Origin of the sequence: Sphingopyxis terrae subsp. terrae NBRC 15098, assembly GCF_001598815.1 — a bacterium.
Classification (GTDB): domain Bacteria; phylum Pseudomonadota; class Alphaproteobacteria; order Sphingomonadales; family Sphingomonadaceae; genus Sphingopyxis; species Sphingopyxis terrae.
In genome coordinates, this window is sequence record NZ_BCZQ01000003.1 from 218,004 (window position 1) to 242,283 (window position 24,280).

The 24,280-nt window shown below is 67.8% G+C and carries 17 protein-coding genes; 10 read left to right on the plus strand and 7 right to left on the minus strand.

What is annotated here, in order from left to right; translation table 11 throughout:
* Window positions 1–8: 8 nt before the first annotated feature.
* Together STE01S_RS01165 and STE01S_RS01170 are read right to left on the minus strand one after the other, a co-directional pair.
* Window positions 9–584: a hypothetical protein gene (locus STE01S_RS01165; protein ID WP_255265846.1), complete on the minus strand. Its 576-nt coding sequence runs from the start codon at window positions 582–584 to the stop codon at window positions 9–11.
* Between the two features lie 87 nt (window positions 585–671).
* Entirely contained in the window at window positions 672–2,168 is a 1,497-nt protein-coding gene (locus tag STE01S_RS01170) for a CoA-acylating methylmalonate-semialdehyde dehydrogenase (protein ID WP_062764127.1), read from the minus strand.
* Window positions 2,169–2,269: 101 nt separating this feature from the next.
* Between STE01S_RS01170 and STE01S_RS01175 the strand changes: the two genes are divergently transcribed.
* The 10 genes from STE01S_RS01175 (at window position 2,270) to STE01S_RS01220 (ending at window position 17,985) form a co-directional block, all read left to right on the plus strand.
* The gene (locus tag STE01S_RS01175; protein WP_062764129.1) at window positions 2,270–3,172 is read left to right on the plus strand and encodes a LysR family transcriptional regulator; all 903 of its coding nucleotides are present in this window, start codon (window positions 2,270–2,272) and stop codon (window positions 3,170–3,172) included.
* Window positions 3,173–3,276: 104 nt separating this feature from the next.
* Window positions 3,277–4,467 (plus strand): efflux RND transporter periplasmic adaptor subunit, encoded by a 1,191-nt coding sequence (locus STE01S_RS01180; protein WP_062764131.1) that lies wholly within the window; start codon window positions 3,277–3,279, stop codon window positions 4,465–4,467.
* A gap of 6 nt (window positions 4,468–4,473) precedes the next feature.
* Window positions 4,474–7,668 carry an efflux RND transporter permease subunit gene (locus STE01S_RS01185; protein WP_062764133.1) on the plus strand — a complete coding sequence of 1,065 codons (3,195 nt, stop codon included), beginning with the start codon at window positions 4,474–4,476 and terminating at the stop codon, window positions 7,666–7,668.
* Window positions 7,665–9,065 (plus strand): efflux transporter outer membrane subunit, encoded by a 1,401-nt coding sequence (locus tag STE01S_RS01190; RefSeq protein ID WP_062764135.1) that lies wholly within the window; start codon window positions 7,665–7,667, stop codon window positions 9,063–9,065. The genes STE01S_RS01185 and STE01S_RS01190 overlap by 4 nt, the downstream gene beginning before the upstream one ends.
* An 80-nt stretch (window positions 9,066–9,145) precedes the next feature.
* Window positions 9,146–9,931 carry an ImuA family protein gene (locus STE01S_RS01195; RefSeq protein ID WP_058812224.1) on the plus strand — a complete coding sequence of 262 codons (786 nt, stop codon included), beginning with the start codon at window positions 9,146–9,148 and terminating at the stop codon, window positions 9,929–9,931.
* Window positions 9,840–11,384 (plus strand): Y-family DNA polymerase, encoded by a 1,545-nt coding sequence (locus STE01S_RS01200; protein WP_062764137.1) that lies wholly within the window; start codon window positions 9,840–9,842, stop codon window positions 11,382–11,384. The genes STE01S_RS01195 and STE01S_RS01200 overlap by 92 nt, the downstream gene beginning before the upstream one ends.
* Window positions 11,381–14,656 carry an error-prone DNA polymerase gene (locus STE01S_RS01205; protein WP_062764139.1) on the plus strand — a complete coding sequence of 1,092 codons (3,276 nt, stop codon included), beginning with the start codon at window positions 11,381–11,383 and terminating at the stop codon, window positions 14,654–14,656. The genes STE01S_RS01200 and STE01S_RS01205 overlap by 4 nt, the downstream gene beginning before the upstream one ends.
* Window positions 14,657–15,456: 800 nt before the next feature.
* Window positions 15,457–16,251, plus strand: a complete 795-nt coding sequence (locus STE01S_RS01210; protein ID WP_003042733.1) for an ABC transporter ATP-binding protein — start codon at window positions 15,457–15,459, stop codon at window positions 16,249–16,251.
* Between the two features lie 144 nt (window positions 16,252–16,395).
* Window positions 16,396–17,547 carry a cell wall hydrolase gene (locus STE01S_RS01215; protein ID WP_058811219.1) on the plus strand — a complete coding sequence of 384 codons (1,152 nt, stop codon included), beginning with the start codon at window positions 16,396–16,398 and terminating at the stop codon, window positions 17,545–17,547.
* Between the two features lie 48 nt (window positions 17,548–17,595).
* On the plus strand, window positions 17,596–17,985 hold the full coding sequence (locus STE01S_RS01220; protein WP_003042741.1) for a VOC family protein: 390 nt from the start codon (window positions 17,596–17,598) through the stop codon (window positions 17,983–17,985).
* Between the two features lie 36 nt (window positions 17,986–18,021).
* Here the strand turns inward: STE01S_RS01220 and STE01S_RS01225 are convergent, their stop codons facing one another.
* The 5 genes from STE01S_RS01225 to STE01S_RS01245 all read right to left on the minus strand — a co-directional run bounded on the left by STE01S_RS01225 (window position 18,022) and on the right by STE01S_RS01245 (window position 24,196).
* Window positions 18,022–19,734, minus strand: coding sequence for an ATP-binding protein (locus STE01S_RS01225; RefSeq protein WP_003042744.1), 1,713 nt, complete (start codon window positions 19,732–19,734; stop codon window positions 18,022–18,024).
* Window positions 19,735–19,805: 71 nt separating this feature from the next.
* The gene (locus STE01S_RS01230; RefSeq protein ID WP_003042747.1) at window positions 19,806–20,576 is read right to left on the minus strand and encodes a TIGR02186 family protein; all 771 of its coding nucleotides are present in this window, start codon (window positions 20,574–20,576) and stop codon (window positions 19,806–19,808) included.
* Window positions 20,573–21,481, minus strand: a complete 909-nt coding sequence (locus tag STE01S_RS01235) for a sulfite exporter TauE/SafE family protein (RefSeq protein WP_003042748.1) — start codon at window positions 21,479–21,481, stop codon at window positions 20,573–20,575. Before STE01S_RS01235 ends, STE01S_RS01230 begins: the two co-directional genes overlap by 4 nt.
* A 208-nt stretch (window positions 21,482–21,689) precedes the next feature.
* Window positions 21,690–22,784, minus strand: coding sequence for a hypothetical protein (locus tag STE01S_RS01240; RefSeq protein ID WP_062764141.1), 1,095 nt, complete (start codon window positions 22,782–22,784; stop codon window positions 21,690–21,692).
* Window positions 22,772–24,196, minus strand: coding sequence for a glycosyl transferase family protein (locus tag STE01S_RS01245; protein WP_062764143.1), 1,425 nt, complete (start codon window positions 24,194–24,196; stop codon window positions 22,772–22,774). The genes STE01S_RS01240 and STE01S_RS01245 overlap by 13 nt, the downstream gene beginning before the upstream one ends.
* Window positions 24,197–24,280 lie beyond the last annotated feature (84 nt).

A 24,280-nucleotide genomic window follows, 5' to 3' on the forward strand; every position in this document is an offset into this window, starting at 1 on the left:
TTCGCAAGTCAGGCGCAGCGGGTATAGCGCATCGCGTCGGGCGCGGCACCATCGCCATAATCGCGGCGAACGAGCGTCTTGCCGCCGTCGGCGAGGCCGAGCAGCATCAGCCGGTCCCACTGCTGCCCTTCGCCGCTGAATTTATAATCGGCGACGATGCGGTTTGCATCGCGGTCGCGCACCCGCGCCAGATCGCCCGCCGATTCGAAGAAGCGCAGCGTCTTTGCGTCGATCACCAGCGCGGTCAGGTCGGTGCCGGGACGCGCGCCGCAATCCTCCGCCTTCAGCGCCCAGCGACCGCGGATGGCAACCGGAATCGCCTGCTCGCCGATACCGACTCCCGCTTCGGGTGCCTTGGGCGGGGCCACCGACGGATCGGCAACATAGGCGAGGTCGGCATCGCTGGCGCCGCCCGCGGCGGGCGCCGGTTGAGCAGGCGCGTTTTGCGAAGGCCCGGCCGGCGTATCGGCTGCCTGTTCCTCGGCGGCGGGTGCCTTGTTATCAGTGCCGTCCGTGCCATCGCTGCCGCCGCTGCACCCGGCAAGCAGCAGCAAGGGAGCGGAAAACAGCCAGCGCGTCATCATTCGATCTCCTGCACGGCGCCAGCGACCGGCCGGCGCCCCAACAGGAAATGCCCGATGACGGGGGCCGGTTTCATCGCCCGCGCGCCGTCAGCCCATGGTCGGGATGACGAAGGCGTTGCCGCCGTCAGGCGACCCATCGGGCCAGCGCGCAGTCACGGTCTTGACCTTGGTCCAGAATTTGACCCCCTCCATGCCGTGCTGGTTGGTGTCGCCAAACGCCGAGCGCTTCCAGCCTCCGAAGGTGTGATAGGCGACGGGCACCGGAATCGGCACGTTGATGCCAACCATGCCGACATTGACGCGCGCGGCAAATTCGCGCGCGGCATGGCCGTTGCGCGTGAAGATGGCGACGCCGTTACCATACTGATGCTTCGACGGCAGTTCGAGCGCGGTTTCGAAATCGGGCGCGCGGACGATCTGCAGCACCGGGCCGAAGATTTCTTCCTTGTAGCTTTCCATCTCGGGGGTGACATGGTCGAACAGCGTCGGGCCGACGAAGAAGCCCTTTTCATGCCCCTGCCGGCTGAAGCCGCGCCCGTCGACGACGAGCTCGGCGCCTTCGTCGGCGCATTTCGCGATCCAGCCTTCGACCTTTTCCTTGTGCGCCTGCGTCACCACGGGGCCGTAATGCGCATCGGGATCGGTCGATACGCCGACGCGCAGCGCCTCGATCGCGGGGACCAGCTTGTCGCGCAGCCGCTGCGCCGTATCCTCGCCCACCGGGACGACGACGGGCAGCGCCATGCAGCGTTCGCCCGCCGAGCCGAAGGCGGCGCCGGTCAGGTCGCTCACCACCTGGTCGAGATCGGCGTCGGGCATGACGATACCGTGATTCTTCGCGCCGCCCATCGCCTGCACCCGCTTGCCCGCGCGTACGCCGCGTTCATAGACATAATGGGCGATGTCCGACGAGCCGACAAAGCTCACCGCGGCGATGTCGGGATGATCGAGGATCGCGTCGACCATTTCCTTGTCGCCGTGGACGACCTGGAAAATCCCCTCGGGCATCCCGGCTTCGAGGAACAGTTCGGCCAGACGGACGGGAACCGACGGGTCGCGTTCGCTGGGCTTCAGGATGAAGGCGTTGCCGACGGCAGTGGCAACCGCGCCCATCCACAGCGGAATCATCGCGGGAAAGTTGAACGGCGTGATGCCGACGCCGATGCCGAGCGGCTGGCGCATCGAATAGACGTCGATGCCGGGGCCGGCGCCCTGCGTATATTCGCCCTTCAGCACATGCGGGATGCCGCAACAGAATTCGACGACCTCCAGCCCGCGCTGGATGTCGCCCTTGGCATCAGCGATCACCTTGCCATGTTCGGCCGAGAGCATCTGGGCAAGCTCGTCCATATTGGCCTCTACCAGCCGCTTATATTCGAACATCACCCGCGCGCGGCGCTGGGGATTCACCGCGGCCCAGGCCGGCTGAGCCGCCTTGGCCGCCGCGACCGCGCGATCGAGGAGCGCCTTGTCGCCAAGCGCCACCTGCGCCTGAACGCCGCCATTGTTCGGATCGAGCACGTCGCCGAGCCGTCCCGCATTGCCGCCGGCACCGCCGACGATGTGATGATCGATCTGTCGCATGAGGGTCGAGTCTCCCGTTTCTGACGTGTCGCAGCCACAACCCAAAACCGGCGCGATTGCAAGGGATAGACTTGCAGCTTTGTCCTGCATATTTGCAGTATATGGACTGGGACAGCCTGCAATATTTCCTGATGGTCGCGCGTCATGGCACGCTGGCGCGAGCCGGCCAGGCGCTCCACGTCGACGCCACGACGGTCAGCCGCCGCATCAGCGCATTGGAAAGCGCCTTGCAGCAGACACTGTTCGAACGTGCGCCGACGGGTTTCGTTCTGACCGCGGCCGGCCGGGCGCTCGTTCCGCACGCCGAAGCGATGGCGGCAGCGGCCGCGCGCATCCACTCGGCAGGCGAGGGCGGCGCGGCGCTGTCGGGACAATTGCGGATCAGCGTCTCCGAAGGTTTTGGGGGCAGCTTCATCGCGCCGCGCCTCGCCGCCTTCGTCGCGGCGCACCCCGAGCTCGAGATCGACCTTGTCGCTTCGTCGGGTTTCCTCAACCCCTCGCGCCGCGAGGCCGATATGGCAGTGCTGCTCGCGCGGCCCCGCAAGGGTCCGCTGATCACGCGCAAGCTCGCGGACTATAGCCTCGGCCTCTACGCCGCCGCCGACCGCCGCGACTGGCATCGGGCGGTCGAAGCGGCGCCGCTGTCGCGTACCGGTATTCCCGTCGTCGGCTATGTCCCCGACATCCTCTACGCCCCCGAACTCGACTATCTGGGCGAGATCGAACCGGGGTTGCGCGCCGGCATCCGATCCTCTTCGATCCTCGCGCAGCGGCGGATGATCGCGGGCGGCGCCGGGGTCGGCGTCCTGCCCTGCTTCCTTGCCGCGGGCGACCCCGCGCTCGTCCGCGTCCGCGGCGACCAGACGATCGCGCGCGCCTTCTGGCTGGCGCTGCACCGCGACATCGCACCGCAGCCGCGGATCCGCGCCTTCATCGACTGGCTCGACGCCGAAGTGCAGGCCGCACGCACGCTGTTCGTCCCCGCGCCGGGAAAATTGTCGTAATTTGTCGCAAAGCCGCCATGGGGCTTGCATGGTGCGGCGCAATAGGTTGAATAGGCGCCCTTCCCCCCGCCTCCCCCGGCGGTTTCGACACGAGACAACAGACTATGCTGCACAAGAAGCCGCTGCTCCTTGCCGGAGCGCTGTGCGCGATGACGCTTTCGCTCGGCGCCTGTTCGGGCAAGGACGACAAGGGCGGCAACCGCGCCGCGCAGGTCGGCTTTGTCGTGGTGCGCGAAGAGGCAGTGCCGATCACCACCGCGCTCGGCGGCCGCACCGTCGCTTTCGAAACGAGCGAAGTCCGGCCGCAGGTAAACGGCATCGTCCGCCAGCGCCTGTTTACCGAGGGCGGGACGGTTCGCGCCGGCCAGCCGCTGTTCCAGATCGACGCGAGCCTTTACAAGGCGGCGGTCGATCAGGCGGCGGCCAATCTGGCGAGCGCCCGCGCGAGTGCGCAGGCGGCCGAGGAAAAGGCCAAGCGCTTCGAACCGCTCGCCAAGATGCAGGCGGTGGCCGAACAGGATTACACCGACGCACTGGCGCAGGCGCGCGTCGCGCGCGCCGCCGTCGCGCAGAGCGCCGCATCGCTGGAAACCGCGCGGATCAACCTGCGCTATTCGACGATCACCGCGCCGATCGGCGGCCATATCGGCCGCTCGCTCGTCACCCCCGGCGCGCTGGTCAGCGCCAGCCAGGCGACGCCGCTCGCGGTGATCCAGCGCACCGATCCCATGTATGTCGACATCCAGCAATCGGCGGCCGACATGACGCGCCTGCGCCAGTCGCTCGCCAGCGGCGGCGTGACCGCAGGCAGCACGAGCGTGCGGCTGAAGCTGGAGGATGGCAGCGATTACGGCTTGCCCGGCACCGTCCAGTTTTCCGAAGTGACGGTGAACGAAGCGACAGGAACGGTGACGCTGCGCGCGCGCTTCCCCAACCCCTCGGGCCTGCTGATGCCGGGCATGTTCGTGACCGCGCTGTTCGACCAGGCGGTAAACCCCGCGGCGATGCTGGTGCCGCAGGCCGCGGTGCAGCGCGATTTCGACGGATCGGCCTTCGTCTATCTGGTCGGCAAGGATAATAAGGCCGAACGGCGCAAGGTCGAGGCGGACCGCACGGTCGGCGCGAACTGGGTCGTCACCGGCGGGCTGAAACCGGGCGACCGGGTCATCACGCAGGGGGTCGGCAACCTGAAGCAGGGATCGGCGATCAAGCCCGTGCCCGCGTCCAGTCCGCAGCGGGTGGGGGCGCCCGCGGGGAAGAGCGCCGACAAGAGCGCCGCGACGAAAGGACAATAACGCCCCATGTCGCGCATTTTCATCGATCGGCCGATCTTCGCCTGGGTGCTGGCGATCGTCGTCATGCTCGGCGGGCTCGGCGCGTTGTTTTCGCTGCCGATCGAACAATATCCCGATATCGCGCCGACGCAGGTCAACATCCGCGCCAGCTATCCCGGCGCCTCGGCCGAGACGATCGAGAACAGCGTCACGCAGGTGCTGGAGCAACAGCTCACCGGTATCGATGGCCTGCTCTATTTCAGCTCGCAGTCGAGTTCGCGCGGGCAGGCGACGATTACCGCCATCTTCGCCAAGGGCACCGATCCCGACATCGCGCAGGTGCAGGTGCAGAACAAGATCGCCTCCGCCATCTCGCGCCTGCCGCAACAGGTGCAAAGCCAGGGCGTGCGCGTCACCAAGTCCAATTCGGATTCGCTGCTGCTTGTCGGCGTCTATGACACCACCGACACGCGATCGAACCAGGATGTGTCCGACTATCTGTCGTCGAACGTGCAGGATCCGTTGTCGCGCGTCGAAGGCGTCGGCGACGTCAATGTCTATGGCTCGCCGCATGCGATGCGCATCTGGCTGAACCCGCAGCGGCTCGCCGCGGTGTCGCTGATGCCCGGCGACGTCGTCACCGCGATCACCGCACAGAACAGCGAGGTCGCGGCGGGCGAGGTCGGCGGCACCCCGGCGCCCGAGGGGCAGATGCTGAATGCGACCGTAACCGCGCAGTCGCGGTTGCAGACGCCCGAAGAGTTCGAGAATATCGTGCTCAAGACGCTGCCCGACGGGTCGACTGTAAGGATCAGAGACGTCGCGCGGGTCGAGGTCGGCGCCGAAAATTACGGCACCATCGTGCGCATCAACGGCCATCCGGGTGCTGGCATCTCGATCTCGCTGTCGCCCGGCTCCGACGCGCTGGAAACCGCCGACCGGGTCAAGACGCGCGTTGCCGAACTGGCGCAGGATTTTCCCGACGGCCTGACCTATGCCTATGCCAACGACGCCACCGCCTTCATCAAGCTGTCGGTGAGCGAAGTGCAGAAATCGCTGTTCGAGGCGATCCTGCTCGTCGTGCTGGTGATGTTCGTCTTCCTGCAAAGCTGGCGCGCGGTGCTGATCCCGGCGATCGCGGTGCCGGTCGTGCTGCTTGGCACCTTCGGCGTCTTCTATATCGCCGGTTTCACGATCAACACGCTGACCCTGTTCGGCCTGACGCTCGCGATCGGCCTGCTCGTCGACGACGCGATCGTGGTGGTCGAGAATGTCGAGCGGCTGATGGAAGAGAATCCCGGCATGTCGGCGCGCGAGGCGACGATCCAGTCGATGAAGGAATTGCAGGTCGCACTGATCGCGATCGCGATGGTGCTGTCGGCGGTGTTTCTGCCGATGGCCTTTTTCGGCGGATCGACGGGCGTCATCTATCGCCAGTTCTCGATCACCATCGTGTCGGCGATGGCGCTGTCGGTGCTCGTCGCGCTGATCCTCAGCCCGGCGCTGACCTCGACCCTGCTCAAGCCGCGCAGCCATGGCGGGGACGAGGGTCGGCCGCACCGTTTCCCGCGCCTGCACGCCGCGATGATCCGCGCCCGCGACGGCTTCAACACGCGGTTCGACCGCACGGTTCGCGGCTATGTCGGCAGCGTGACCCGCGTCGTCGACCGCAAATGGCTGTTTCTTGGCATCTACGCCATCATTCTGGTGCTGCTGGTGCTGATGTTCGTGCGCCTGCCGACCGGCTTTCTGCCCAATGAGGATCAGGGCCGCGTTTCGGTGCAGTTCCGCTTGCCCGCGGGCGCGACGCAGGAACGCACGCTCGCAGTGCGCGACAGCGTCGAAAAATATCTGCTGAGCCAGGAAAAGGCCAATGTCGGCGCGCTCTTCCTCGTCGCGGGCGGCGGCGGGGGCGGTGCGACCGGCCAGAATACCGGCCAGGGCTTTTTGAACCTCGTCCACTGGGACGACCGGCCCGGCAAGGAGAACACCGCCGACGCGATTGCCGACCGGACGCGCAAGGCGCTGTCGGGCCTGCGCGACGCGCAGGTTTTCGCCCTCGTTCCCGGCGCGGTGCGCGGCCTTGGCGATTCGTCGGGATTTACGATGGAGTTCCAGAACCGCAGCGGGATGAGCCGCGCCCAATTCGTCGCGGCGCGCGACCGGCTGCTCGACATGGCCAATGCCAATCCCAAGCTTACCTCGGTGCGGCTCAGCGATCTTCCCGATGTTGCGACGTTGAAGGTCGATATCGATACGCAGCGGCTGACCGCCTATGGCCTCAGCAACGGCGATGTGAACAACACGCTGGCGACCGCCTGGGGCGGCCGCTACGTCAACGACTTCATCGACAAGGGCCGCGTCAAGCGCGTCTATGTCCAGGGCGACGCCCCCTATCGCGCCAAGCCCGACGACATCGGGCAATGGTATGTCCGCTCGTCCGATGGCGAGATGTCGCCCTTTTCCGCCTTTTCGAGCATCGGCTGGTCGACCACCCCGGCCAGCACCTCGCGCTTTCAGGGCGTCCCGGCGTTCGAAATTTCGGGGCAGGCGGCCGCCGGCGTCAGTTCGGGCGAGGCGATGGACGAGATGGAGCGGATGGCGGCCGAAATTCCCGGCACCAGCGTCGCTTGGGCGGGCGCTTCCTATCAGGAACGCCTGTCGTCGGGGCAGGCGCCCCTGCTCTATGGCCTGTCGCTGCTCGTCGTCTTCCTCTGCCTTGCCGCGCTTTACGAAAGCTGGTCGATCCCGCTTGCGGTGCTGCTCATCATTCCGCTGGGGCTAGTCGGCGCGGTTTTCGCGGTGACGCTGCGCGGGCTGGAAAACGACGTCTATCTGCAGATCGGGTTGCTGACGACGATGGGACTGGCGGCGAAGAATGCGATCCTGATGATCGAGTTCGCCGAACAGGAGGAACGCAAGGGCCGCCGCGTTATCGAGGCAGCGGTCGAGGCGGCGCGTATCCGTTTGCGTCCGATCCTGATGACCAGCTTTGCCTTCATCTTCGGCGTCCTGCCACTCGCCATCGCGACCGGTGCGGGGGCCAACAGCCGCGTTGCGATCGGTACGTCGGTGATCGGCGGCATGCTGACTGCCGCGCTGCTCGCCATTTTCTTCATCCCGCTCTTCTTCGTGCTCGTGCGCCGCGGCGTGCGCGACGGGCTCGCCGCGCTGCGCCGGCGCTTCGGCAAAAAGGACGGCGGCGCGGAGGTGACGGCATGAAACGCGCGCCCTTCCTGATGATCGCAGCGCCGCTGATGCTCGCGGGCTGTTCGCTTGCGCCGAAGACGGCGTTACCGCCGCCCCCGGTGCCGCAAGGCTGGCCGGTCGGCGACGCCTATCTGATCGAGAGCGAGGCGGCGCTGCCGATCCTGTCCTACAAACAATTGTTCACCGACGCGCGGCTCCAGTCGCTCGTCGAACAGGCGCTCGCGAACAATCGCGATCTGCGCACCGCCTATGCCAATCTGGCGGCGGCGCGCGCGCAGGTGCGGGTCAGCCGGGCAGCGCAATTCCCGGCGATCGGCGTCAGCGCGAGCGGCGACTATGCCGACCGTGGCGGCACGGGCGGCGCGGGCAGCAGTTTCGCGCTGCAAGGCGGGGTCACCGCCTTCGAACTCGACCTGTTCGGGCGCCTCGCCAACGCGAATGCCGCCGACCGCGACCGCGCGCTGGCGACCGAGGCCGCGTCGCGCACCGTGCGGCTGAGCCTGATTGCCGATCTTGCCAATGCCTGGGCCGCCTATGGCGCCGACCGCGACCTGCTCGCCATTGCGCAGGAAACCGCCACCAATGCGCGCGAAAATGTCCGGCTGACGAAGGCGCGGCTCGACGGCGGCGTCGCGCCGCGCACCGACCTCAGGCAAGCCGAACAGATATTGGCGACCGCCGAGGACGCGATCGCGCAGCAGCAGACTGCGATCGCGCAGGACGAAAATCTGATCCGCCTGCTCGTCGGCGGCGATGTCGATCCGGCGCTGTTCCCCGCCAGCCTGGCCGAGGTGACGCCTGCGGTTGCGGCGCCCCCGGCCGGGATGCGGTCGGAAATCCTGTTGCGGCGGCCCGACGTGATCCAGGCCGAATATCTGCTGCGCGCCGCCAACGCCGATATCGGCGTCGCACGCGCGCGGCTGTTCCCGACGATTTCGCTGACCGGCCTGCTGGGCTTTGCCAGCGACGCGCTGTCGAGCCTGTTCGACAAGGGTTCCTTCGCCTGGTCGGCGGGCGGCGATGCCAGCGCCTCGATCTTCGATTTCGGTGGCCGCCGCGCCGGGGTGGCGGTGAGCGAGGCGCAGCGTGATGCCGCGCTTGCCAGCTATGAAGGCGCGATCCAGACCGCCTTTCGCGAAGTCGCCGACGCGCTCGCGGTGCAGGGCACAATCGCCGAGCGCGTCCGCGCCGCCGCCGCCAACACCGAAGCCGCGGCCGACACGGCGAGACTTAGCGATGCGCGCTACAAGGGCGGGGTCGACAGTTTCCTCGCCAGCCTCGACGCGCAGCGCAGCCTCTATGCCGCGCGGCGCAGCGAAATCGCGACGGGCCTGCTGCTCGTCCAGACCCGCATCGCCCTGTTCCGCGCGCTTGGCGGCGACAGCAGCGCGGGGTCCGCGGCGCCTTAATCCCGCAATCAAGACGCGAATCCCGACTCCGCTTGACAACCCCATCCGCTCGCGCGCTAATAGAACAAATCAGGAACATTATGCGCGAGTCGTCTTCCTCTCTCGCCGCGCTGCGCCAACGCGTCGCCCGGCTCGCCGATAGCGGCGCCCCGTCCGGCGGGGGCGATGGCGGCTGGCTGGCGAGCGGCCATGCGGATTTCGATGCGGCGATCGGCGGCGGGCTGGCAATCGGCAAGACGCATGAATTTTTCGCAGCCGACGCGCTCGATGCGACGAGCGCTGCCGCCTTTGCCGCGTTGCTCGCGCTGCGTACGCCCGGCGCGGCGCCGCTGCTGTGGCTGCGCACCGCCGATGCCGCACGGCGCGCAGGGCATATCTATGCGCCCGGCATCGCCGAGCTTGGCGGCGACCCCGACCGGCTGCTGCTCGTCGAAACCGCCGACCCCAAAATGCTCCTCGCCTGCGCCAATGACGCGGTGCGGTGCGGCGGATCGGCGGCGGTTATCGTCGAAAGCTGGGGAGCATGGCCCGCGCTCGACCTGACCGCGGGGCGGCGGCTGGCGCTCGGTGCGCGCGATGCGGGGACCGTGCTGCTGATGCTGAGGCTCAACACCCTTCCCGCGCCCAGCGTAGCGGAAACGCGCTGGACGGTCGCCGCCGCGCCCTCGACCGCGCTCGAGGCCGATGCGCCGGGCGCCCCGGGCTTCACCCTCGACCTGATACGCTGGCGCGGCGGCCCCGCGGGCGCCCGCTGGCAGATGGAATGGAATCGCGATGAGCAAGTCTTCCGGGGGGCGGCGCTATCTGGCGCTCTTCTTCCCGTGGCTCCCGGCCGAACGGCTGTGCCGCGCCGCGCCGCCGCCTGACGCCCCGATCGTCTTTGCCGAAAAGCAGCGCGGGGCGCTCCGTCTCGCGAGCGTCGATCCGCACGCCGCGGCGCTGGGGCTCGCCCCCGGCATGCCGCTCGCCGATGCCCGCGCGCAGATCGGCGACCTTGCCGTCGTGCCGCACGATCCCGTCGCCGATGCCGCCTGGCTCGACCGGCTGGCGCAGGGCTGCGCGCGCTACACGCCGCTCGTCGCGCTCGACGCCCCCGACGGGCTGATCCTCGACATCGCGGGCGCGGCGCATCTGTTCGGCGGCGAAGCAGGGCTTGTCGCCGATGTCGAAGGGCGCATGGACCGGCTGGGAATGACCCTGCGCAGCGCGCTTGCTGGGACCGCCGATGCGGCGCGCGCGCTCGCGCGCTACCAGGCGCTCCCCGCCCCCGACGAGGCCGCGGCGGTGCGCCGCCTGCCCGTCGCGGCGCTGGGGCTGGAGGCGGAGGCGACGACCGCGCTCGTCCGCGCGGGGCTCAAGACGATCGGCGATCTTTCGGGCCGCCCGGTCGCCGCGATCGCCGCGCGCTTCGGGGCCGAGGCGGCGAACGCGCTGCGCCGGTTGCTCGGCGATGCGCCGAGCCCGCTCGACCCGCGCATCCGGCCCCCGCCGATCGTCGTCGAGCGCCGTTTCGCCGAACCGCTGGGCAGCAGCGCCCATGCCGCTGCGGTGCTCGCCGAGCTTGCCGCCGAGGCTGCCGTCGCGCTTGGCGAACGCGGCAAGGGCGGACGCCATTTTCGCGCGACCTTCTTTCGCAGCGACGGGCTCGCGCGCAGCATCGCGATCGAAACCGGCCAGCCGACGCGCGACGCCGATCTGGTCATGCGTCTGTTCGCCGAACGGATCGACAGCCTGCGCGACCCGATCGACCCCGGTTTCGGTTTCGACATGATCCGCCTCGCCGTCCCGCGGATCGAGGCGCTGGGTGCCGGCCAGCTCAGGCTCGAGGGCGGGGCGGCGAACACCGCGCGGGGCGCCGCCGCCGTCGACGAACTCGCCGACCGGCTGGCGACCCGGCTGGGGCGCGGGCGCGTTCGGCGGCTGCGTAGCGCCGATACCCATATCCCCGAACAGGCGCAGCTTGCCTTTCCCGCGGTCGAGGCGCCGCCGCCGACGCCCTGGACCGCGACCGAGCCGGGCGAACCGCCACTGCGCCCCTTTCACCTGTTCGACCCGCCGCAGCCGATCGAAGTGATCGCCGAAGTCCCCGACGGCCCGCCGCAGCGCTTCCGCTGGCGCCGCACGCTCCATGCGGTGCGCCGCTTCGAAGGCCCCGAACGCATCGCCGCCGAATGGTGGCGCCGCCGCGACAATGCCGGGCTGACGCGCGACTATTACCGCGTCGAGGATGCGCAGGGCCGCCGTTACTGGCTGTTCCGCCACGGCCTCTACGATGAAAAGCCCGACCCGCGCTGGTATATTCACGGGGTCTTTGCATGAGCGCGCCTTGTCCCGACGCCGATCCCGGTTTCGCCGAGCTGATCGCTGCGACCAACTACAGCTTCCTGCGCGGCGCCTCGCACCCCGCCGAAATGGTCGCGCGCGCGCTCGAACTCGGCATGACGGGCATCGGCATCGCCGACCGCAACAGCGTCGCGGGGGTAGTGCGGGCCTGGGCCTTCCTGAAAGAGCTGCAGGTCAAGCAGCCGGAGGCGGTGGCGGGATTCCGGCTGGTCGTCGGCGCCCGGCTCGCGTTCGCCGACGAGACTCCCGACATTATCGCTTATCCGGTGAGCCGCCATGGCTGGGGCCGACTGACGCGCCTGTTATCGACCGGCAATCTGCGCGCGCAGAAGGGCGACTGCATCCTTCACCTCGAAGATCTGCTCGCCTATTGCGATGATCTGTTGCTGATCGCGACTGAGGGCGACGAGGCCCTGCTGCGCCAGCTCAAGCATGCACGTCCGAAATCGGTCTGGCTCGCCGCGACCATGCCCCGGGGCGGCGCCGACGCGCGGCGGCTGGCGCGACTGCACCGTCTGGCGGCGGCGGTGAACATCCCGCTGCTTGCCACCAGCGATGCGCTCTACGCGACCTCCGCGCAGCGCCCGCTCCACGACATCGTCACCTGTATCCGCGAGGGCACGACACTTCACAAGGCGGGCCGGCGTCTCCACGCCAATGGCGAACGCCATCTGAAAGCGCCGGCCGAGATGCGCCGGCTGTTCGCGGCCTGTCCGGAAGCGGTCGAGCAAAGCGCGCGACTGCTCGACCGTATCGGCTTCGCGCTCGACGAACTGCGCTACGAATATCCGCACGAGCCGGTACCGCCGGGATGGAAGCCCTTCAACTATCTGCACCATCTGGTGAAGACAGCGGCCGAGGCGCGCTATGGCACGCCCTTGCCGGCGAAAGTCCGCAAGCTGATCGGCAACGAACTGCGGCTGATCCGGCGGCGGAATTACGTCTATTATTTCCTCACCGTCCACGATCTCGTCCGTTTCGCGCGCGCGCAAGAACCCCCGATCCTCTGTCAGGGGCGCGGATCGGCGGCCAATTCGATTGTCTGCTTCCTGCTCGGCGTCACCTCGGTCGATCCGATGCAGCACGACCTGCTCTTCTCCCGCTTCGTCTCGGCCGAGCGCGACGAGCCGCCCGACATCGACGTCGATTTCGAGCATGAGCGGCGCGAGGAAGTGATCCAATATATCTACCGCCGCTACACGCGCGACCGCGCCGCGATCGCCGCAACCGTCATCCACTATCGCCCGCGCAGCACGATCCGCGAGGTCGGCAAGGCGCTGGGCCTCAGTGAGGATGTGACCGCGCGGCTCGCCGATACGAGCTGGGGGAGCTGGGGCGACGAGGTGCCGGTCGAACGGCTGGCCGAAGCCGGGCTCGACCCCCATAATGGCGAGATCGAGCGATTGCACCGCTTCGTCGGCGAATTGCTGAAGGCGCCGCGCCACTTGTCGCAGCATGTCGGCGGCTTCGTGCTGACCCAGGGGCGGCTCGACGAACTGGTGCCGATCCACAATACCGCGATGGAGGACCGCACCTTCATCGAATGGGACAAGGACGACATCGATGCGCTCGGCCTGATGAAGGTCGATGTTCTCGCGCTCGGGATGCTGACCTGCATTCGCAAATGCTTCGACCTGATGCGTGCGCACGGGCTGGGCGACCATACGCTGGAGGTCGACATCGATTGCGGCGACGAGGCCGTCTATGAGATGCTCCAGCGCGGCGACAGCATCGGGGTCTTTCAGGTCGAAAGCCGCGCCCAGATCAACATGCTGCCGCGCCTGAAACCCAAGATATTCTATGACCTTGTCGTGCAGGTCGCGATCGTCCGGCCGGGCCCGATCGAGGGCGACATGGTCCACCCCTATCTGCGCCGGCGATGCGGCGAGGAGCCGGTTGAATTCCCCGAGCCTGCCCCGCCGCACCCACCCGACGAACTGCACGACGTGCTCGGCAAGACCTTCGGCGTGCCGCTATTCCAGGAACAGGCGATGAAGCTGGCGATGGTGGCCGCCGATTTCACGCCTGATGAGGCCAATGGCCTGCGCCGCGCGATGGCGACCTTTCGCAACGTCGGGACGATCGAGAATTTCCGGGACAAGATGATCGGCGGCATGGTGCGGCGGGGCTACACGCAGGATTTCGCCGAACGCTGTTTCAAGCAGATCGAGGGCTTTGGCAGCTATGGCTTCCCCGAAAGCCATGCGCAGTCCTTTGCGCGGCTTGTCTATGTCTCGTCATGGATCAAGCATTACCACCCCGCCGTCTTCACCTGCGGCTTGCTCAATTCGCAGCCGATGGGCTTTTATGCGCCGGCGCAGCTTGTCCGCGATGCGCGCGAGCATGGCGTCGAGGTGCGCGCGGTCGACGTCAATTCCAGCGATTGGGACAGCAGCCTCGAACCCCGCGCCGACGGCAGCCTCGCCCTGCGGCTCGGCTTTCGGCAGGTGGAGGGGTTTCGCGCCGAATGGGCGAAGCAGATTGCCGACGCGCGCAACACGCCCTTCGCATCGGTCGAGGAACTCGCACGCCGCGCGAACCTGCCGCCGCGCGCGCTGCGCCTGCTCGCCGATGCCGACGCATGCCGGTCGATGGGGCTCGAACGGCGCCCCGCGCTATGGGATGCGCGGCGCGTCCGTCAGGGGGTGCTGCCGCTGTTCGGTGCGGCGGGCGCCGACGAACTGGGCACTGAAGACGATGCACGCCTGCCGCCGACCCCCCCGGTCGAACAGGTGCTGACCGATTATCAGACGACGCGCCTGTCGCTGAAGGGCCATCCGATGGCCTTTCTGCGCCCCGCCTTCGCCCGCGAAGGCGTGCTGAGCGCGGGCGAAGTTGCAGCGGCGAAGAACGGGTCGATCGTTCGCACCGCGGGGGTCGTGCTGATCCGCCAGCGGCCGGGCAAAGGCAATGCGATCTTCATCACCATCGAGGATGAGGGCGGGATCGTGAATATCCTGCTGTGGGCGCGTCATTTCGAACGCTATCGCCGCGCCGTCATGGCGTCGCGGCTGATGCTGGCCGAAGGCGAGGTGCAGCGCAGCAAGGAAGGCGTCATCCACCTGATGGCGACCCGCATCGTCGATCGCACCGCGATGCTCGACGCCCTGGGCAGCGATCGCGGCTTCGATTCCGACTTCACCGAACAGGCCACACCTCCCCTACCGTCGCGCGGGCGGACGCCAGGCGCACGCCACGGTCATCCGCGCAACGTCCGCATCCTGCCCCGCTCGCGCGATTTTCATTGAAGTACGGCGGGTATCGACCGAAGGCGGGCATGAAATCCTCCCTGTGGCCGCAGGCCATGGGGAGGTGGCAGCGCGAAGCGCTGACGGAGGGGCTAATGGCGCGCCGTCGCAGCCCCTCCACCATCGCCTGCGGCGACGGTCCCCCTCCCCATCGCTTCGCGACAGGGAGGATATTCTAATTCGCCCGACGTTGACGTGCTCCCCGGCGAAGGCCGGGGTCCAGAGCGTCGAACGCTCACGTCGGTGCTGTAAAGCCCTGGACCCCGGCCTTCGCCGGGGAACACAAGGCGGTTAGCGGCGAAGTTTGCTTCCCACCCCAAAGTCGCCGTTCGCCGCCAATCTGGATTGAATGACCGGAATCGACCGAAAGCTGCCTTATTGATTATCGTCACCCCGGACTTGATCCGGGGTCCACTAGGCGCAACGTTGGAAGAATGGATCCCGGATCAAGTCCGGGATGACGAATGGAATATGAGCATATTTGGGGTGATGCCGCCGCCGGAACGTCCCCTTCCCACCCCACTTCTGTCGCTTACCGCCGACCTGGGTCGAATGACCAAAAAGCACCGATTGCTGCCCTTATCTCCCCTCCCGCAGGCAGAAGGCGTTGGGGGTGGGCATGCGGCGTTGAAAAGGCCCACCCCACTGCGACTAGCGAGCAAGCTCGCAAGTCTCGCTGCCCCTCCCGCCTGCGGGAGGGGATGGAAGGACATTCCGCAATATCGTCTTCCCACGCAAAGCGGCCTCCCCGCCCACCTTTCCACTTCCCTCGCGCGCGCGGTCATGCTCAACGCGCCGGCATGGTCGACGATTCCCCCCTGCTCGCGCTGTCGAACGTCCGCGTCATGGCGGACGAGGCGTGCATTCTCGATCTGCCCGCGCTGACCATCCCGGCGGGCGAGAGCGCCGCGATCCTTGGCGCCAACGGTTCGGGCAAATCGACATTGGTCAAGCTGATCGCGCGCCAGCTTTATCCTGCCTGGGGTGCCGATGTCCGCATCTTCGGGCAGGACAGCTGGAACGTCTTCGACCTGCGCAAGCTGCTCGGCATCGTGTCGTCGACGATGCAGCTCGACTTCGACGCCGAACCTCCGCTGGAGGTACTCGACTGCGTCGTCTCGGGCTTCTTTGCCTCGCGCGGACTGTGGGCGCATCAAAGCTACACGCAGGATATGGTCGATGTTTCGGTGGCGGCGCTCGGCGATGTCGGCGCGCAGCATCTGATCGGGCGCAGCATGGCGAGCCTGTCAACGGGCGAGGCCCGCCGCGTCCTCATCGCCCGCGCGCTTGCGCACCGCCCGCGCGCGCTGCTGCTCGACGAACCCTGCGCCGGGCTCGACCCCGCGGCGCGGCATCATTTCCTCGACATGCTGCGTGGCGTAGCGCGCAGCGGGGTCGCGCTGTTGCTGATCACCCATCATATCGAGGAGATATTACCCGAGATCGACCGCATCGTGATGCTGCGCGGCGGCCGCCTCGACCGCGACGGCGCCAAGGCCGATCTGCTGACCGGCGACAGCCTGACGCGCCTGTTCGGCCTGCCGATGACGGTGACGGAGCGGCACGGCTGGTATCAGGCGGATATCCACCCCTGACCGCCGCCGCATTGCCTCCTGTCCCGCTGCGGGACAGCGCACACGCGGTGCAATCTTTTATTCGCACCTCGCGGCATAAGCAGGGATCGCAGCACGCCTGGGCGAATCGGCCGATCGGGCGGGGCACCGGATTTTGACGCGCGCATGAAACCCGAACTCAACCTCGACGCTCCCGGCTATGCCGACGCCCGCGCCGCCTGGCGCGGTGCGCCGCGCGCGGCCGCTGCGGCAGCGGGGCCGGGGCGCAACTTCTGGATCGGCCTGCTCGCCGCCGTGCTTGTCGCCAGCGTTGCGCTCGCGCTGTCGAGCGGCCAGTTCCGCCCGCGCGGCTTCGGCCCCTACAGCGTGTCGGTGCCGCTGACCTTCAAACCCTATGACCCGACGCGCTGGGCGGTGATGAATTCGGACAGCTATGCCGACGCGCTCAAGATCGACCCGACGCTGCCCGATCCCAGCAGCGTCGGCTATGCCGATGCGACCGCGCTGCCGCCCGCCGATCCGGCGCAGCTTCGCGACGAAGCCTTCGTCGGCCCGGCGGCCAAATCCTATGTCTTTCGCGGCGTCACCGCGCTCGACCGCGAACGCGCGCATTATTGCCTGACCTCCGCCCTCTATTACGAGGCGGCCTCCGAAAGCGATGACGGGATGCGCGGGGTGGCGCAGACGGTGCTCAATCGCGTGCGCCACCCGAGCTTTCCCAACACGGTGTGCGGCGTCGTCTTTCAGGGTTCCGAACGCGCCGGCGTGTGCCAGTTCACCTTTTCGTGCGACGGCGCGATGGCGCGCGCGCCGAGCCGCGACAACTGGCTGCGCGCGAGCCGCATCGCATCAGCGGCCCTGAACGGCGCCGTCTTTCCGGGCGTCGGGCTCGCCACCCATTATCACACCACCGCGATCTGGCCGCGCTGGGGCAAGAGCCTGGTGATGACCAACATCGTCGGCGCCCATATCTTCCACCGCTGGCGCGGCCGCTGGGGCATGCCCGACGCGTTCCGCGCGCCCTATCTGGGCCGCGAGCCGGTGCCTGGCCCCTATCTTCCCGTCGCGCAGCAGCTTGCGATGCTGAAGAAGGGGCCGATCCCGGGCGCGCCCCTGTTGCCCGCCGCTGCGGTCGATCCCTTGCCCGCAGGCGGCCCCGCACCGCTGCCCGGCACGCTGAGCGCGCCGGCGCAGACCGCGGCACCGTCCCCTTCGGTGACCGCCGCGCCCACGCCGCCGGCCTACAGCGACCCGCGGCTCAACCAGTCGGGTCAGATCCGCGAGGAATATCAGAAGAGCGGCGAGTGGATTCGCTAGGCGCGACGCGCTAGCTTCTTTCGTTCAACAAGCGAAGGAGGCGTTTCCATGGGACATGTCAAAGGCATCGGCGGCCTGTTCTTCCGCGCACGCGACCCCGCCGCGCTCAGCGACTGGTATCGCGACCGGCTGGGCGTCGGCGGCGGATGCAGCGCCGACGACAGCGCGCCGGTCAATCAATGGGTGTGGACGGTGACCGGCGGACCGCTGGTCTTCTCGCCTTTCAAGGCCGACACCGACTATTTCCCGGCCGACCGCCAGTTCATGATCAACCTGCGCGTCGACGATCTCGACGCGGTGCTCGCGCCGTTCCGCGCCGCCGGCGAGGAGGTGATTACCAAAAAGGAATGGGATGATCCGTCGGTCGGCCGCTTCGCGCGCGTCCACGACCCCGAAGGCAATCCGATCGAATTGTGGGAGCCGGCGCAAGCCGGCTAGATCGCCGTCCCGGCGAAAGCCGGGACGACGGAAGCCTTACCTGCCCTGGCTGCGCCAGCGCTTGACGACACGCTCCAATATTTCGGGCTCGCCGCCGGTTTCGCGCCAAAGCTGCGAGAAGAGCGGATCGCTCGACGCGGGGCGCTTGTCTTCCTCGAGCGTGTCGAGGTGGACGCGAATCGGGATCGACACGCCCTCGCCGCAGATGATGCATTCGCGGTTGCGCAGCGCCGGGATCGAATCGATGAAACCGCGCGCGCCTTCGGGCATCGCCGCCTTGACGAAATGCTGGTCGCGTTCGTTGTTGAGGCGCATCGAGATGATCGTGCCGCACTGCGACAGCACGCCTTCGGCAAGGTCGGACGGGCGCTGCGTGATGAGGCCCAGCGACACGCCGTATTTACGGCCTTCCTTGGCGATACGTTCGAGGATCTTGCGCACCGCCTGCCCCTGTCCGCTATCCTTCGACGGGATGTAGCGGTGGGCTTCTTCGCAGACGAGCAGGATCGGACGCTGCGGCTCGCCGCGCGACCAGATTGCATAGTCGAAGGTCAGGCGCGACAGCACCGCGACGACCACGCCCGTGATGTCCGACGGCACCCCCGACACGTCGATGATCGAGATCGGCCGGCCGTCCGACGGCAGGCGGAAAATCTTGCCAAGGAAGTTTGCCATCGTGTCGGCGACGAGCATACCGGAGAACATGAAATTATAGCGCGGGTCGGCGCGCATTTCCTCGATCTTGCCCTTGATGCGCATGAAGGGCGCCGACGAGGTCGCCTTGTCGAGCTTGCCCATCTCGTTCTGCAGGATGTTGAGCAGATCCGACAACAGATAGGGGATCGGCGAATCGACCGTGATCTTCGTCATCCCCTCGGCCAGCCGGTTCTTGAGCCGCGCCTGGAGCAGACATTTGGCGAGCACGTCGCAATCGCCCTGGCGGTCGCGCCCTTCGCTGGTGACGAAAACCTCGCAATGTTCCTCGAAATTCATCAGCCAATAGGGCATCGCGAGATTGTCGACGTCGAACAACGCGCCGGTGCCCTTGAACGCCGCCGAATATTCGCCGTGCGGGTCGATCATCACGATATGGCCTTGCGGTGCCAGTTCGCAGATCTTGTGCAGGATCAGCGCGGCGCTCGTCGATTTACCCGTACCGGTCGATCCGAGCAGCGCGAAATGCTTGCCGAGCATCGCGTCGACATACAGCGAACCGCGAATGTCGCGCGTCGGATAGACGGTCCCGATCTCGACATGCGCCCGCTCGTCGGCGGCGTAGATCTGCTTGAGGTCGGCGCTGGTCGCAGCATAGACTTGGCTACCCGGAATCGGATAGCGCGTCACGCCGCGGCGGAAATTGTGGATGCGGCCGGTCAGCTTTTCTTCTTCGCCTTCGCCGAGGAAGTCAATCGCCGCGACGATCAGTCCCTCGCCGCGCTCGTAAAGCTGCTGGTCGCGCACGCTGGCGAGCAGCCAGACATTGCCGACGCGCACCTTGACCTGCGCACCCACCTGGCCCGCCATCGCGACCGACGGGTCGTTCGATGTCGACAAGCCCTGCAACGCCGAAGCATCGAGCAGGATGCGCGAGGCCGAGCCGGCAATGTCGATCACTTCGCCGATCAGAAGGTCGTCGCGGTGGTGCGCCTGCACCGGCGCAATCGGCGCCGCCGTTCCGCCGCCCGCCAGCCTGACATGCTGCGCAGCCGTCGCGTCGCCGGTACCAAAACCGCCCCCATGCATATCCATATTCAGCCCCGCCATATGTTTGTCCCGCGGCGACTATCGCAGGCGAGGGTAAACAAAGCGCTTATGATAGATCAGCGGCGGCGGAAAAGCGCCGATGCGGCATAGCCGAGCAGCAGCGACAGCGCGACCGCGGCAAGGCCGTAGAGGAACCCGTGCCGCTGCGCCGCGAGCGCGACGAAACGTTCGAAGCCCGCCTTGCGGATCTGAACGTCGCGCGAGGCGACGGCCAGCACGCGTCCCTTGCTGATCAGATAGGTTTCGGCGCGGTAGGTGCCCACGGGAACGCGCGCCGGCACGGGGATTCGCGCCCGATACAACACGCCTTCGGTAATCTCGACCGCCGAAGGGTTTTCGTAGAACAGCCCCATGCGGCGATAGAGATCGACCAGCCCCGCCTCGAACCGCTCGAGCTTCTTCGCCTCCGAAAAGCCGGTCGGGGACATCGACAGATTTTTAAGGCCAAGCTCGAAGATCGCCGCGGTGCGTTCGTCGACCAGCTTGTCGACCGGGCGCGACGACCCGATCGCGTAGAAACCGGGCGAGGTGCGCAGCCGGATGCTGCTGGCGTTGACCCACATGCCAGCGATGCGCTGCTTTTCGCGCAGCACCACCGGCCGCACCGGACCCTTCAGAACGACCACGATGTCGGCGCGATCGTCGGGCAGGCGCTGACCGGGATAGAGGATCGCGCCGAACAGCAGCAATTCCTCGCCGGTGAAGCTGTACTGGATTTCGATCGAGCGGCTCGACACGTCGGGCACCAGACGCGGGTCGACCGCCTGCGCCGCGGCGGGCAGCAACAGCAGCAGCAGCGCTGCGATCGAGGCGCCGATCCGCGTCACTGGACGGTGTAGATTTCGTCGGGACGGATGAAGAGGCCGACCGCCATGCGCAGTGCGACGAGCAGCACGATGATCGCCAGCGCCATGCGCAAATATTCAGGGCGGACCTTTTGCGCGAAACGCGCGCCGATCTGCGCGCCCGTCACGCTGCCGAGCAGTAGCAGGCCGGCAAGGACAATATCGACCGCGCCCGTCGTCATCGCATGGACCATCGTCGTCGCGATGGTGACGAACAGGATCTGGAACAGCGAGGTGCCGACGACCACCTGCGCTCCCATGCCGAGCAGGAAGATCATCGCCGGGACCATGATGAAACCGCCGCCGACGCCGAGCAGCATCGTCAATATGCCGACGAGCGCCCCGAGGATCAGCGGCGCGAGCGGCGAAATATAGAGGCCCGAACGATAGAAGCGCCAGCGCATCGGCAGGTTCGCGACCATCGGATGGTGGCGCCGCTTGCGCGCCGGCGCCGGAAGCCCGGCCTGCAGCGCGCGCAGCGCACCCCATGCTTCGCGCGCCATCAACCCGCCGACCGATCCCAGCAGCACGACGTAAAGGATGTTGATCGTCGTATCGATCTGCCCCCATGCGGTGAGCAGTTCGAACAATCCGGCGCCGATCAACGATCCGAGCAACCCGCCGGCGATCAGCACAGCGCCCATGCGCAAATCGACGCCGCCGCGCTCGAAATGCGCGAGCGCGCCCGATACACTGGCCCCCGTCACCTGCGTCGCGGCCGACGCCGCGGCGACCGTCGGCGGGATACCGTAAAAGATCAGCAGCGGCGTCGTCAGAAAGCCGCCGCCGACGCCGAACATGCCCGACAGAAAGCCGACCCCGCCGCCCAACAGCACGATGACCAGCGCGTTGACCGACAGATTGGCGACAGGAAGGTAAAGATCCATGAGCCCCGTATGCACGTCAGCGGCGCAAAACCAGCACCGATTCCGCCGACCCTAGAGCCTTTTCAGCGCAGGTGGAACCACCTGACGAGCGGGATAAGCGCGCAAAAGGCAAATCCCGCGCGCCGCCTGTGTTGCGGGCAGAAGCCGTCCCAAGAACGCGCTGTCCCGGCGCATGAAATCGGCCGTGCCACCGCGCGCCGGGGGGTTGTCAAAAGTCGCTCGCCAGCGTCAGCGCGAGGCCGCTTTCGGGCCGGGCACCGCCAGCGACGCGCTGTCGCCAGTCGAGCGCGATGCTGCTGCCCTGGCCGACATCGGGCAAGCGGAGCGTCAGCCGTGGCCCGACATCGACGCGTGCGACACCGGGCTGTATGGCGCCTGCCGCCATCCCGCCCACGCTGACGCGGGTCGGACCCGCCGCCGCTATCTCGCGATCGATCGAAATCGCACCGTCGGCAAAGACGTCGCGCCGGCGCAGCCCGACAACCCCTGCCTCGCCATAGGCGTCGAGCCGGAAGTCATGCGGCAGCGGCAGCGCGCTCACGCCGCCGACGACCATCGCGGCAAAGGCGCTGCGCCCCTCATGGCCGATCGCAATGCGGCGCTCGACCGCAACATCGACGGGCAGGCCGGGTGCCGGAGCAAATGCCAGTCCGAGCGCCAGTTCGCTCTGTTCGGGACGACGCAAGGCCGCGGTCGCCCGCCCATAGACGCGCAGCGCTCCGTCGCCGGCGAGCGCGTGCGCGACGCGGAAGCCCGCCTGCGAACCGCCCAATTGCCCGTCGCCCGCCAGCGACCGCCCGTCGCCGTCCCGCAAATAGACCCATGCCGATGCCGACAGCCCCGATAATTGCCGCTGCATCCAGAAGGCGCCGCCGCGACCAGGCGCTGCGCGCGCGGGCGCGGTCGCGAGATTCCACGTTCGCGGTTCTGCGGCGGCGGCGCGCGGCGGGGCCGCGGGGAAGAGGCGGGCCATCAAGGCGAGGCTCAGCTGCGGCAAATCGGCGCCGAGGTCGGGCGCCGCCGGGGTTGCGGCATGTCGCGGTCGCCGCGGCGAAGCGCCATGGGCGATCCGCTGCACGACCGGCGCCGACGCAGCCGCGATCGCACCCTGGTCAGGCGCGCCGGACAGAACCGTCGGAAACCAGGGCGGCGCGACCGGTATCGGCGGCGCGGGAGTCGCGGCGCTCCACAGCATCAGCGCGCGCAAGGCGATCCAACCACCGATGCAGAATGCCAGAAACCGCAGCGCCGGGGCGCCGCCGGACGCCGGACCGCTATAGGCCGTGCGATTCACCGCAACCATGCTTCGGAAAGAAGCAAGGGACGCGGAGCCTCGACGGCGGGGTGATCGGTCTTGTCCCAGACCACCCGCCCCGAACGCTGCATCGTCCAATAGCATGCGATCGCGCGCCGCGCCGCAAGGACCGCGATCAGATTGGCGACAAAGGCGCGCGGCACCGCCGCGAAACCGGCGCGAAGCCCATAGCAGCGCGCGGTGAAAAGAAAGCGCATCGAAAGCCGCCACAGCAACAGGACGGCATTGAACGCGAGCAGCCAGCGCAGCGTGTCGCCGATGTCGACCGCGGACCAGCCGAACAGCGCCTCTCCCGCCATGGCCAGCCCCGCCAGGATCATCCCGATATAGGCCGCCAGAATGACGATCGCCGCAAGCGGCGCGCGCCGGTCGCGCCAGAGCATCCAGCGCGCGGCCCAGGCGCGCGATGCGCCGCGTGGGCCATCGTCGGGGCGCGCGGCTGGCCAGGCGACATGATCCCATCCCGCGAGCGCGATGCCGACGACCCACCGCGCCTTCTGCCGCGCCGCCGCCTCGACCCGTGCCGGAAATTCGCCGCGCGAGACGATCCGTGTCCCGTCGCCGTCGACCGCATCGACGAAGCGCGCCGACAGGCCGAAGGCATCAAGCAGCATCCCGACCTCATAATCCTCCGCCAGACTGTCGGCGCGGAACGGGTCGCCCCCGCGCTCAATCGCCAGCAGCGACAGCGCATTGCGCGTCAACGCGGTTCCGACGCCCGCCGACGGCAGCGGCAGGCGAAGGCGCGAGCGCAGCGCCAACTCCTTGCCATGCGCCTCCGCAAACTCGTCGGCATAATGTCCGCCGATCCAGCGTTGACCGGGTTCGTAATGCGGCACGACGGGGATCTGCACCATCGCATCCTGCGCGAGATGCACGCGATAGAGCGCGATTTCGGCCGGATGCACCCGATCTTCGGCATCGTGGAGCACGACTGCGGCAAAACGCCGCCCCTCGGCGCGCTCATCCTCGCCCAGCGCGTGCCACATCCGGTTGAGATTATCGCCTTTTGTCGTTGGCCCGGCCGCCGGCCCGATCACCAGCCGCACCCGCCGGTCGCGCGCCACCAGCGGGGCGACCGCCATCAGCGTCGCGGCATCATTGGGGTAGCAGCCGACGTAGAGCCGGACATCCTCGCCATCCCAGCTTCGCAGCATGTGGGTGAGGGTCGCGGGCAACACCGCCGCCTCGCGCCACGCCGGCACGAAGACCGCAACCGTTCCCGAAACCGGATCGCGCCCGCGAACAGCGTCGCGCCGCGCCCGGCCAGCCCCGAACCAGAGCGCATCGAACAAGAGATCGTCGAGCCCGAACAAAAGGATGCCCACCGATGCGAACAGCATCAGTTCATGACCGGCACCCTGTACCAGCCAGCCCAGCCATGCGGTCGACCCTTCCACCCGCCTGCCCTGCTCTGCCCCTGTCTCTGACGTCTTGGCGTCACATATCGCAATGCCTAATCGGCGGAATCGGTTTGTAAAGCG

Coding starts and splice junctions, on each gene's coding strand:
- STE01S_RS01165 (WP_255265846.1), bottom strand. CDS start 584: ATGATGACGCGCTGGCTGTTTTCCGCTCCCTTGCTGCTGCTTGCCGGG.
- STE01S_RS01170 (WP_062764127.1), bottom strand. CDS start 2,168: ATGCGACAGATCGATCATCACATCGTCGGCGGTGCCGGCGGCAATGCG.
- STE01S_RS01175 (WP_062764129.1), top strand. CDS start 2,270: ATGGACTGGGACAGCCTGCAATATTTCCTGATGGTCGCGCGTCATGGC.
- STE01S_RS01180 (WP_062764131.1), top strand. CDS start 3,277: ATGCTGCACAAGAAGCCGCTGCTCCTTGCCGGAGCGCTGTGCGCGATG.
- STE01S_RS01185 (WP_062764133.1), top strand. CDS start 4,474: ATGTCGCGCATTTTCATCGATCGGCCGATCTTCGCCTGGGTGCTGGCG.
- STE01S_RS01190 (WP_062764135.1), top strand. CDS start 7,665: ATGAAACGCGCGCCCTTCCTGATGATCGCAGCGCCGCTGATGCTCGCG.
- STE01S_RS01195 (WP_058812224.1), top strand. CDS start 9,146: ATGCGCGAGTCGTCTTCCTCTCTCGCCGCGCTGCGCCAACGCGTCGCC.
- STE01S_RS01200 (WP_062764137.1), top strand. CDS start 9,840: ATGAGCAAGTCTTCCGGGGGGCGGCGCTATCTGGCGCTCTTCTTCCCG.
- STE01S_RS01205 (WP_062764139.1), top strand. CDS start 11,381: ATGAGCGCGCCTTGTCCCGACGCCGATCCCGGTTTCGCCGAGCTGATC.
- STE01S_RS01210 (WP_003042733.1), top strand. CDS start 15,457: ATGGTCGACGATTCCCCCCTGCTCGCGCTGTCGAACGTCCGCGTCATG.
- STE01S_RS01215 (WP_058811219.1), top strand. CDS start 16,396: ATGAAACCCGAACTCAACCTCGACGCTCCCGGCTATGCCGACGCCCGC.
- STE01S_RS01220 (WP_003042741.1), top strand. CDS start 17,596: ATGGGACATGTCAAAGGCATCGGCGGCCTGTTCTTCCGCGCACGCGAC.
- STE01S_RS01225 (WP_003042744.1), bottom strand. CDS start 19,734: ATGGATATGCATGGGGGCGGTTTTGGTACCGGCGACGCGACGGCTGCG.
- STE01S_RS01235 (WP_003042748.1), bottom strand. CDS start 21,481: ATGGATCTTTACCTTCCTGTCGCCAATCTGTCGGTCAACGCGCTGGTC.
- STE01S_RS01240 (WP_062764141.1), bottom strand. CDS start 22,784: ATGGTTGCGGTGAATCGCACGGCCTATAGCGGTCCGGCGTCCGGCGGC.